This is a genomic window from Desulfogranum marinum, from assembly GCF_963675105.2.
Lineage (GTDB): Bacteria > Desulfobacterota > Desulfobulbia > Desulfobulbales > Desulfobulbaceae > Desulfogranum > Desulfogranum marinum.
In genome coordinates this window covers 207526-219541 of the sequence record NZ_CAXXRO010000004.1, presented here as the reverse complement: position 1 = coordinate 219541, position 12016 = coordinate 207526, and the positions used below count along the sequence as shown (strand labels likewise).

The 12016-nt window shown below is 40.9% G+C and carries 7 protein-coding genes; 3 read left to right on the top strand and 4 right to left on the bottom strand.

Features of this window, described 5'->3' with window-relative positions:
• Positions 1 to 132: 132 nt before the first annotated feature.
• The 3 genes from ACHZCY_RS09760 (at position 133) to ACHZCY_RS09750 (ending at position 3505) form a co-directional block, all read left to right on the top strand.
• Entirely contained in the window at positions 133 to 807 is a 675-nt protein-coding gene (locus ACHZCY_RS09760; RefSeq protein WP_319548767.1) for a sulfotransferase family 2 domain-containing protein, read from the top strand.
• Between the two features lie 83 nt (positions 808 to 890).
• Positions 891 to 1910 (top strand): sulfotransferase family protein, encoded by a 1020-nt coding sequence (locus ACHZCY_RS09755; RefSeq protein ID WP_319548766.1) that lies wholly within the window; start codon positions 891 to 893, stop codon positions 1908 to 1910.
• Between the two features lie 386 nt (positions 1911 to 2296).
• Entirely contained in the window at positions 2297 to 3505 is a 1209-nt protein-coding gene (locus tag ACHZCY_RS09750) for a glycosyltransferase family 4 protein (RefSeq protein ID WP_319548765.1), read from the top strand.
• A gap of 296 nt (positions 3506 to 3801) precedes the next feature.
• Here the strand turns inward: ACHZCY_RS09750 and ACHZCY_RS09745 are convergent, their stop codons facing one another.
• The 4 genes from ACHZCY_RS09745 to ACHZCY_RS09730 form a co-directional block, all read right to left on the bottom strand.
• Positions 3802 to 5274, bottom strand: a complete 1473-nt coding sequence (locus ACHZCY_RS09745; protein ID WP_319548764.1) for a right-handed parallel beta-helix repeat-containing protein — start codon at positions 5272 to 5274, stop codon at positions 3802 to 3804.
• Positions 5275 to 8008: 2734 nt separating this feature from the next.
• Complete coding sequence (locus ACHZCY_RS09740) at positions 8009 to 9481, bottom strand: right-handed parallel beta-helix repeat-containing protein (RefSeq protein WP_319548763.1); 1473 nt, start codon at positions 9479 to 9481, stop codon at positions 8009 to 8011.
• A gap of 29 nt (positions 9482 to 9510) precedes the next feature.
• Entirely contained in the window at positions 9511 to 9891 is a 381-nt protein-coding gene (locus ACHZCY_RS09735) for a hypothetical protein (RefSeq protein ID WP_319548762.1), read from the bottom strand.
• Between the two features lie 97 nt (positions 9892 to 9988).
• The gene (locus ACHZCY_RS09730; RefSeq protein WP_319548761.1) at positions 9989 to 11470 is read right to left on the bottom strand and encodes a PKD domain-containing protein; all 1482 of its coding nucleotides are present in this window, start codon (positions 11468 to 11470) and stop codon (positions 9989 to 9991) included.
• Positions 11471 to 12016 lie beyond the last annotated feature (546 nt).

Genomic DNA, 12016 nt, shown 5'->3' with positions numbered 1-12016 from the left:
TTAAGGATACGTTCCTTCAAACACGAATGTGGCGCAAAAAGGTGCAGGCCATTTCAATTTAATCACTAACGTCCCGTTCGATTGTCAAAATAAATGGGCCATACAGGGGTAAAAGGTGAGGAGGTAATTAATATGATTTCGCATAAGCATAAGTGTATATTCATACACATCCCTAAGTGCGCAGGTACGAGTATAGAAAAAGCGTTTGGGCATTTCGAAGAGTATTCTGGAGACAATAAACAGGATCATAGAAGCATCAGAATGCTAGAACCTATTAATTCAAGATGTTTTGCATCCAAAGAAAATAGTAAGGAATTTATAAAACGATTTTGGAGACAAATTAAACCTTCACCAAATCCGCGAAGCAGATATACCGTATCAAGGGAGCAATACGCCGATTATTTTAAATTTACTGTAGTGCGTAATCCCTGGGCGCGGGCGTATTCATGGTACAAGAATGTAATGAGAGATGATTCTCATTTAAAAAAAATGAGAATATCCAGAGAGATAAGCTATTATGATTTTTTAGAGCGTTTTAAGTACAAAAAATGTTTAAGGGCTCAAACTTTTTGGATAAAAAACTACAATGGAGATATTCCTCTTGATTACATTGGACGATTTGAAAATCTAGCTAATGATTTTGAAAAAGCTTGTAATTTAATGAAAATTGAATCCCTCAAGTTACCGCATGAACTTAAAGGGGGGGTCGATAATTATCAGGAAGCTTATGACTCTAAAACTAGAGACCTGATCAGTAGGATATATAGAGAAGAAATTGAACTTTTTGGATATTCATTTGATGCTTAATCAGTTTCGAGTAGAAAAAATGCTACCCCTTGGTGGGCACGCATAGGTGGGTAGTTACACAACCCTAAAAGTTAAGGAGTAATATGTCTTTCTCCCCAATTTTTATAGTTGGCAACTCCAGAAGTGGCACTACGCTATTAGCACGAGTTTTAAGCAAACATACACAGGTACATATCTTAAATGAAACGCATTTTTTGACGTCATACGAGGAGCAACGTAAATCTTTTGCTCAGCTTGATCAAGAGGAAAAAATACATTTAATCAACTTGTTCCTGACCGTTGAATATAAAGGGATTAATTATAAAAACGAATATCAAGAGTACTTAAATGAAGCTCAGAATATCTTTGCTCATTGTGCAGAATGTAAAACATTTTCTTCTTTGATTGCCTTTTTATTTAAATATGCTGCAGAAAAGAAAGGTAAAAATATTTGCGGTGACCAAACACCATCTCATATTTTTTATACTGAAGATATTTTGAAATTATTCCCAAATGCAAAATTTATTAATATTGTTCGTGATCCCAGAGCAGTACTGCTTTCTCAAAAAAATAAATGGAAAGCTGCAAAAAAAATTCGACAACCTCTCCGTGAAATTGTAAGGACATTTTTTAACTATCACCCTATCACCACATCACTCCTCTGGAAAAAAGGAATTGAAGCTGGGAAAAGAGCACAAAAAGATTTGCCTCTTAATAAATTTCATACTCTACACTTCGAACAATTATTAGAAAATTCTGAACCTGTAGTCCAAAAACTCTGTAGTTTTATAGACGTTGAGTTTGAAACCGGCATGTTAAACGTGGATGTATCGATGTCCTCAAATGAAATTGATGAAGGAAAAAAAGGTATACGCCGTGAGGTAATGAATCATTGGCAAAAGAGATTGTCCAGGACAGAAATTTTCATTTCTGAAAAAATCAATGGAAAATTGATAAAGGAAGAAGGGTACCCGCTTACTCATGCTAAAACAGGTCTTTTTTCTTTACTTTTTTATTTGTGTTATTTCCCGCTACATTTAACGATGGCTTTTTTGCTTAACATGAACCGTGTAAAAAATCCAATCTCTTATATCTCAAAGAAATTGATTCGTTACAACCATTGATGAGCGTTCACCCATTGATATTTTGCATGTCAATCGCGAAAGTGAAGGGGAGAAGTCGGCGTAGTGATGCTGATAAGCTAGCTTATGCGATTTTTTGCGGGGAGTATAGGCGTTAAGAGCAATTTGTCAGGGTTGTTTTAATACACGATTATCTATCCTCTTTGCGTGGACTCTAAACATACACATAACTCAATATAGCCTTATTTGTGTAACCAGCGGTCTTGAAACCAGCCAAAAACATCGGATAAAAATCCGCAGGTGAGAGTGAAGAGAAAACAACGCCATTCATGGACAGTACGGAAAAAATTGCCATGCGTTACTGCATTTTGCCTGAATTTGTATTTACTGCAAACTGCCTCGTTAGCTGAAAAATTAAGTATCAATCAATGAAAATTCTTCTCGTCAATAAATTTTTCCACCTAAACGGCGGATCCGAAACCGTTTTTTTTCAGGAACGTGAATTTCTCCTTGCAAAAGGTCACCATGTTATAGACTTTTCTATGCAGGATGAGAGAAATATTGCCTCCCCGTATTCTGATTTTTTCATTAAAAAAATTGACTTTCAACATAGTGTCAGTTTGAAAGACAAGATTGGGCAGGCAATTTCTTTTATTCATTGTTCAGAGGCGGTAAGTAAACTTGAACAGTTAATTATTCAGGAAAAACCTGATATTGCTCATCTGCACAATATTTACCACCAGCTTACCCCTTCTATCATCCCTTTATTGAAAAAGTATGGGATGAAAGTTGTAGTAACCTTGCATGACTACAAATTAATCTGTCCCAGCTATATTGCACTAAAAGATGGTGAAATATGTGATGCCTGCCAAGGGAAATCTTTTTGGAAACCCTTTATTTTAAATTGTCAGAACTCACATCTACAAGGGTTACTGTTGTCGATAGAGGCTTATTGGCATAAATGGAAAAGGAGCTACGACGGGGTTGATCGCTTTCTTTCTCCCAGCAGTTTTTTAGCAGATTTGACAGCCAAGCGCATAGCTACAGATAAAATTCAAGTGCTGCGCAACGGGATAGATACTGGTAAGTACCAGGCTACGTTTTCCGATCAAGGCTATGCACTGTATTTTGGGCGGCTGTCCAAAGAAAAAGGCATAGAAACGTTGCTTCAAGCCCATAAAAACGTTGCTGCAGAGCTGCCGTTAAAGATAGTTGGAACCGGCCCTTTGGAAGATAAGTTGCGAATAGATTATCCTACCGTTGAATACCTCGGCTATCAGAGTGGTCAGACCTTGCATGATATCATAACCAATGCCGCTTTTGTGGTGGTGCCATCGGAGTGGTACGAGAATTGTTCGATGGTGGTGCTTGAGTCCATGGCCTTTGGCAAGCCTGTTATCGGTAGCAGGATAGGTGGAATTCCGGAACAGGTTGAAGATGAAAAGACGGGTCTTCTTTTCGAAATGGGGAATGTTCAAGAACTGACAAGGAAGATGACCATTCTTGTGGAAAGTTCAACGCTTCGCTTCCAAATGGGCAAGGCTGCGAGGGAAAAGCTGGAAAAGGACTATTCCTTGGGTGAGCATAACAAAAAATTATTGACGGTGTATTCTGATTTGCTCTCACCTTTTCCATGAAGTCTCTTGTTTTATTAGTGTCTGTGACAGGTGATCTTGAAAACAATCTGGATTACTTCAAATGGGAATGCGATGGAACGTCATGGAACGTCATATTTTAAATCCTGCTCTGGTGAGGGCTCAAGCAACCTATGTATGTGGGCTCACCAGAATACTATAAACTAGAGCATCATGGCATAATGGGCCAGCATGTATTGGCATTTTTCTCCGTTTGAGTAAATTAACTCAAACGGAGAAAACCCGCCTAGCCATGAGATATAAAAATTCCCTGGAAGAGAGGAGTAAAAGCGCCACTATTATTGATACGCTCCGCAGCTCACTTTTCCACCAGAGGCAACAATAGCTCCGTTTTCGTCTGTTAAAGCTATGCCATCATAGTCTGTTATATTTGGAGTTCCCCGCCATACTGAATTATCACATGCCTTTTTCGCTGGTGAACCAGACTGCAGGCGAAAATTACCAGCACTGCTATTAACGAAGAGGGGATCAGACTTTATAGTATTACTACCATCAATAGCGGTAAACCCGCCGTTATTTTTCTGAGTTCCAAAAAGAACATTGTAACCGACTGTGTATTTTGATGGTGCTAGGTTAGTATTGAGATGTATACCTATATGGAAATTATAGTTTTGCCCCATAATATTGTTTTTGATCACTAGATTATTAATCAATTCATCCCAAATCCTAATATTACCATATTGCCCGACACCATTTTTTCCGTTTTGGTAGAATGTGTTATTGTATATAAAAATATCTTGCACCGCCCCGGAAGCAGGATATACATTATGGAACGCCATCGCCCCTTTGAGGGCATTATGCACGATGTTGTGGTGAACAGATATATTTTTGAGCAACCCGCCGGATTCAGAGCCTATCTGAAAGCCTGCTCCGTCTGTATTGTGTATATGATTAGCGTAAATCTCAATGTTGTAAGTGTATCTGCCATATGCATCCACATATATAGCGTTAGCACCATTAATACCATACACTGTGTTGTGATGTATTGTGCCGTCGTGCGAACCGTCTTTGGCATCAATCCCAGCACCACCGCCTGCACTGCCACCGTTATCATGGACAGTGTTATTCTTGACCTCGAATGTATTTACGATTGCTAAAGAAACACTCTCGCTTTTACTATTCTGACAGGCCTCAGAAACCTCATTACTATCTATCGTTACATGTGATGATGCATTAAATTTAATTCCCGCAGATTCTGTGTTGTATACCTCACAGTTTCGTACCGTGATGTACGAACCACCATAGAACCCAATCCCTGAATTTTCGGCAGCTTTACCAATCCCTGAATTTTGCACTCGAATATTTTCTATGATGATATAGTTTTTCGAGAGCCCCCTAATAAGTCCATGATTTCTTGGTAGGTTAACACCCGTACCATCAATGACAGGTTTATTTCCTGTTCCGTATGCCCCAAACGTGATACTACCGCCACTAGCTGATCCGCTGCTCGGAATTAATAACCGCTCCTTCCAAGTGCCACCACGTTTGAACAAAATACGATCACCAGGCGAAAAGCGAGAATTATTTACTTTGCTTATAGTTGCCCACGCAGTAGCAGGGGTTAAACCATTAGCATTATTATTACCACTTTTGGAGATGAAGTATGTCTTACCAACACTTAGTGGCTGGAGATTTGTCGGAGGTCCCGGTTTAGCATAAAGTATAGAATATGGGGCATGACACAAAAAGATTAGAAATAAAAAAAATGTGATTATTGATTTTTTCATCTGTTTAAAATTTTTTAAAGGCATTTTTTGCTCCTTTGCAGATCCAAGAGGATCTAATCCGAAGTAGTATTTATATCCGGGTATGGCTTATCGCCACCACTTGAACCTGTTGTAATTACTAACAGGTTTACCTGATTTGAATAATTACTTTTTGCCCCCCTATTCCTGCAGGAGGTTGCACCAATAATATTTATCACAAACCGGAGTCGCCACTGCCTTTACCATGCGCCCATTAAGAGGGGGTAGGCGACCTGAGTACCAACATTCATTCACTGAACGTGAATGTGACACCATTTGTTAAACCATGATACAATAAATTTAGTATGCATAATTTGTTCCATTATCTAGATGTCAAGAGGGGTGCCCCGTGCAATGCGCAGCAAATGAAAGTATTGCATTGGTAAATAATATAAAATTCAGCCATTAAAATGGTTGGCGAGGTGCAGCCTTGTTTTCTTTTAGAAACACAGTTTTTATTTTACGCATTTCACAATGCGATCCGTGAATAAAAAAATCTATGCCAGAGATTTTCAACCGCATACTAATCAACATCATTTATTTCATAGCAAGTTATCTTAGCAGGAATGATAAATAAAGGTACACATTGATACTAGTGCTTAATCTCCTAACTTAAAGTGTTTAAGTATGATGAAGGCATGTTAAGGCATGGGCCTAGAAATAACCCTGAAGACAGAAGGAGCCAGTGCTCTAACAACAATTACAAACAAGCCTATCTGCGGCTTTTCGCTAAGTAAAACGAGAAGAAATCATTTTTTCTTGCGCTGCCGTGATGCCGAACGTTCAAGGAACCTAGTGACATATGGTGCCTGAATTCAGAGATCGGGTCTTAACCCTATAGATTTTTATCATTTGCCAAAATGATTGGCGATAGCACACATGCTGTTGGGTATTTAATGCGCAAGAAAGGTAATTACTTGCACAATTCAAGGTCATGGAAAATTTCTCCAAGGTGTTTTAAGAGTTTGCTATAGAGCGATGTTCTCTGGCACTTAGGTGTCTATGCTGCATGATCTTAGATTCACACTTCGTGTGACCTCAGCTGTTTACGTTGTTCACTGAAGCCTTCCTGTCGTGAGTTTGAGCGGCCCACGAAACTGTAGGTTTCTTTATTTTTCAGGAACCGGCAAGCTGTTGTCTCCCGGCAAAGCCTGTTGAACCTAAGAGTTATTAAACATGACGCCTTGCGAATTTTGCAATTATTGCTCTTGAAATGGATGCTTTAAATAACAGCTATTTTCTATGACAACTCATCAGGTACGAATCATACGTGCGCCATGCTGAGCCTCGTAAACTGAAACGGCAGAAATGAAGAGCCTCTTGTGGCTATCCAACCGGCATAACAATGTGTTTTCGAAAACAGGTGCCCCTCGGCTTTCACAGTTCGAAGTTTTCGAGACATTCTCGGCAGAAGGAAAAATTCCTGTAGTAAAACCTATCATAAGGGCAGCTGTGTCTTCTTTTAGCAACATGATTTTCGTCGTTTACACATTCACTAGCTATTCGTGTGTGTGAAAAATCTATAACATATGATTTTGGGACCGATACAAAGAGTGGCTTTCCCAACGTAACCATTGTCCCTATTGGTTCTGGACTCAGGATCTATGAGAGTTAAAATCAATACCATTTCGTCCACCATGCGCAATTCAGTTCCCGGAAAAACGATTCTGGAATCGTTCATTTCTGGGCAGAACTTCATTACCTATTTGAGGCTTCGTAAGTTCGTAAATTGATGAAGACGAATGGTAATTTAAATCTAGAATTATCTCTTAATCCAGCTTTAAATCTAGGCGTGTCTGTTTGTGGCGACAGATTTTGTCTTCCAATTGCTTAAAGTGTTTCATAAATACCCATTTCACGCAGATCTCTGCCACTTGGGTGACTGTCTCTACCTGACGAACCTGCCAAATAGAGTTGTTTTAGGTAGATGCTCACCTACCGCGTAAGGATTCAGTTACAATAGCGCAACTATCCTATAAATTACGGAAAAGATCATCACACTGTCATTCTGCTAAGCCAGTTTTGATCAAATGTTTTTTTCAACAGCCTCTTGGAGGAGGTTCACCGAATTGAAACTCAGGGCAATAGCCTTATATGATCGAAAGTGGTGATTGGGTGAGACATAAGCAAGTGTGCTAACAAGTAGTTCTTAATGGCTATTTGCCTGAGCGAGAGATTCAAGCCTGAATAGGTTAGGTTAAAATCAGAGTTCGAAAATTGTGATAAGAGTGGTAGGCAATTCGGCTCCCCTGGCTTTATTTCTGGGGTATATCAACAGATGACTTTCAAGAAACCTTGCAGGTTCTTCTTGGTACTCCCGCAAAGGGCTTGTTGTTAACATCAACAATCAGTCGTTGTGGAATGGTGTAAGAGTGCGAAAGGTGGAAAGTAAAGGGTATGAGTATATATGGGCCGACGGTGTATATTTAGCATCTGAAGCGATGCTGTCAAGCAGTGTATTATTGGTGCTACTGAGCTAGGAAGAGAAGATTTTTTAGCCATTAAAGATGGCTGGAAAGTTTGAGTAAAGTTGATCTTGGCTGTCGTTGCGCATCAAAGCTCACGGGGTGAGACATTCAGCACAGCTAGCTATAGATGGCGGTATTCTTGGTTTCTGGAAAGGGTTGGATAAGGTATTTCCGAAAAGCATTTTCCTCCGTTTGAGTGAGTTTACTCAGACGGAGGAAAATTGAATGACCAAAAGAGGTCCCCCCGGAAGGGGGGAGTAAGAGTCCCACGTCTATTGATACGCCCCACAGCTCACTTTTCCGACAGAGGCGACAATAGCTCCCTTTTCGTCTGTTAAAGCTACGCCATCATAGTCCGTTATATTTGGAGTTCCCTGCCACACTGAATTATCACATGCCTTTTTCGCTGGTGAACCAGACTGGAGGCGAAAATTATCAGCACTACTGTTAACGAAGAGGGGGTCGGATTTTATGGAATTACTCCCATCAACAGCGGCAAACCCTCCGGCATTTTTCTGGGTTCCAGAAAGGACATTGTGACCGACTGTGTATTTTGATGGTGCTGGGCCAGTAGCCGTGTGTATACCGACATGGAAGTTATGATTTTGGCCCATAATATTGTTTTTGATCACTAGATTATCAATCAATTGATCCCATACTCTAATATTACCATACTGTCCGGTACCATTTGTTCCGTTTTGGTAAAAGGTATTGTTGTATATAAAAATATCTTGCACTGCTCCTGAGGCAGGATATTTATTATGAAACGCTATCGCTCCTCTTAAGGCATTATGCACGACGTTATGGTGAACGGATACGTTTTTGAGCAACCCTCCAGATTCAGAGCCTATCTGAAAACCTGCACCATCTGTGTCATGTATATAATTAGCGTAAATTTCAATGTTGTAAGTATACCTGCCATAAGCATCTACATATATAGCGTTAGCGCCATTGATGCCATACACCTCATTGTGATGTATGCTGCCGTCGTGGGAGCCGTCTTTAGCATCTATTCCGGCCCCGCCTCCTGCAGCAGTACCCCCATCGTAGACAGTATTATTCATGACCTCAAAGGTATCTATAACTGACAAAGAGAGACTTTCACTCCTACTATTCCTGCAGGCTTTAGAAATCTCATTTCCATCTACCGTTATATGGGATGATGTATTAAACTTCAGTCCCGACGATTCTGTGTTGTATGCTTCACAGTTTCGTACTGTGATATACGAACCACCATAGAACCCAATACCTGTATTCTCAGCGGCTTTACCAATCCCAGCATTTTGCACTCGAATGTCTTCTATGATGATATAATTTTTTCCGCTGCCCCTAATCAGTCCATGGTTTCTTGATAGATTAACACCAGCACCATCAATGACAGGTTTATTTCCCGTTCCGTATGCCCCAAAGGTGATACTGCCACCACTCGCCGAACCGCTGCTCGGGATTACTAGCTGCTCTTTCCACGTGTCACCACGTTTGAACAAAATACGATCACCAGGCGAAAAACGAGACTTGTTCACTTTACTGATAGTCGCCCATGCAGAAGCAGCGGTTAAACCACTGGAATTGTTATTGCCGTTTTTGGCAACAAAGTAGGTGTTGCCATTACCTCGCGGCTGGAGGTCTTTGGGGTATCCCGGTTGCGCATGGAGTGTTGAAAATGGGACATGGCAAAAAAAGGTTAGAAATAAAAAATTTATTACTATTGTTTTTTTTATCTGCTTGAAATTTTTTAAAGACATTTTTTTTTCCTCTGCGAATCCAAAAGGATCTAATCCGAAGCAACATTTATTATAAGCGGATATGACGCGTTGCTACCACTTGAATCAGGTGCAGTGACCGACAGCTTCACCTGATTTGAATAATTACTTTTCGTACCTGTCTTATCGTAGGAGGTTGCGACAAAATAATAATTTTTACCACAAGTAAGACTTGGCACGACCGCTATCATGCGTCCATTAACAGGGGTTGGGTTACCAACATCCACCGAACCTGTATATGGGCCGCCACTTGTTAAGCCATAATGGATTTTATATCCTTTTATATCTGCGCCAGTATTTGGTATCCAGGAAAATTGCTCCGTGCAAGTCGCAGCAAATGTAGCTGTTGCGGAAAGAAATATTCCTAAAATTCCCATAGTTAAAGCTTTCATGAGATGTCTCCGTGTCCTATTTTAGCAAAGCACTTTAGATGTGTTTGAAGAAATTTGATTGTCTTTAGTTGTTTCTTGTTTTATAGGCGCCACTGCCTCAGTTTGCTGCACCGATAGTAAAGTAGCCCATGACTTCTTTTCCGTGTGTTATTTCGGTATCTTTCGACAGTTCCTCTTCAACCTTTATCTGGGTGCCTGTTTGTGATGTACTTCTAATCCTCGCCGCTGCGGTGTCACCACCATAAGTGGTTTGCATACCCGCAAAGAAGAAGGGCTTAGATGAAAAATCAGCTTTGTAATTTAAGCTGAGCCAGTTGTGGTTGACATTATTGGGTACCAGGGCCGTTTCAAACATGAGGCCATTCACTTGCACCATTCCAGGTTCAAAAGCGATGTAACCGATGGTTTCAACGGCAGCATGAGCAGTCTGGTTTTTTTCCTGTTCCTGGAGTTTGTGTTGGAAAGAATTTTTATTGATACTACTCAGCCTGTTTGTCACCGCATCCTTTTCAGTCTCAGTCATAACTTGGGTCATAATGACAGGGGTGAGATCATATGTCTGCTGCAGGGACACCTGTTTAAGTGATTTGGAGCCATTAAAACTTCCGGCCTCCATCTTTATTCCGTTGCCCAGTGTGTATGTACCTTTTTCTATAACCATATAGCTTACAGTTTCCTTGGAATGATAGCCGTCCAGGTAATCCCATTCCTGAACGCGTATTTCAAAGCCTTTCTGGTCCACATTGCGGATTCTTACTACAGATGGAGCCGAACCATTAACAGTTGGAGGCCCGGCAACAACAATCGGCTGATTGTAACTGTTTTTATAAAGTACTCTCACCCAATTATGATTAATGCTCAGGCTGCCCACTTCGAAGTCTAAATTGTTTGATGGAGGAGTTGTGCCAGGGTCTGTCGTGTCACCATCGCCAGTGCCTGGGTCAGTTGTACCGCCACCGCCACTAGAGGGGGCTTGGGCCACGATAATAGGGGTCGTTGCACTGGAAGAGAGGCCCTGGCTGTCGACAACCGTAAGCTTAGCATAATAAGTGCCAGCCGTTGTATAGGTGTGGGATGGGGTAGCACCGTTAGCTTGCGAGCCGTCACCAAATGTCCAGCTATAACTTACTATAGATGAGTCGGAATCCGTTGAAGACTTCCCGTTAAAGCTTACAGTGAGCGGTGCATTGCCCGCTGCTGTTGAGGTAGACGCCACAGCAATTGGCGGCTTTGGTGTGGAAGTATCTGGGTCAGTTGACGTTCCAGAAGTTGTGCCAAAGGTAAAAGGAAAAGAAGGCGATGGCGGACTCTCAGAATTATCGGAGTAGTAGGCTGTGAGGGTTAAATAGCCTGTACTTTCTTCGGAGCTGACATTGCAGGTTATTCTGGAACTGCTGGCATTGGTTGTTGTGCAGACTTGTTTTCCATCCATATAAAGTCGATAGCCGCGCAGCTGTTTTGTCGAATAGCTAGGTGCGCTAAAGGCAAATTGTACATCCAGGCTGTACTGTTCGGCCCCTGTTGAAATGGCCGGGACGAAAAATAACATAGAGAGGAAAAGCAGTGTTTTTTTCTTCATTTTTTTTTATGCAATGTAAGTATTACTGTGTTGGGAACGTGAAACTGTTGGTAGAAAAATCTTCCTTCCTGGATTCCCGGTGGACTATTTTTTACAATTGGCATCATATAAGCAGAGGGCGTGCCAGATATTTAAAAAGTTTATTTATCTTGTTATTATGGTTAATTAACAGAAACAGCAAAAAATTCTGATCCTGTTTCCTGGTAATCCAAAGGAGGTCTTGGTAATCCGATGGCTGTCTTGGTAATCCAACTGTCGCCCTAGTAATTCAAATCCTTGCTTGGGAATTAGGGAATTAAACCTGCACCGGTTCGTTTTGATTGGTTGTTGTCGGTTTGGTAATAATGACTGGGTGCTTGAGCTCTTTATCAAATAGCGCCTTTTTCCAATCCTGCTCCCCCTTCACCTTTCAAGGTTACATATTTGTTGATATTTTAGTTGGATAGGCTATATCTTGACAAGTTCAGCTGTGTCATTCTTGTTGTTTGTTGCTTGAAGGGGGTACAGTATATTCATCGGCTCCCACAGTGTCGGAGTGCCCAGCGG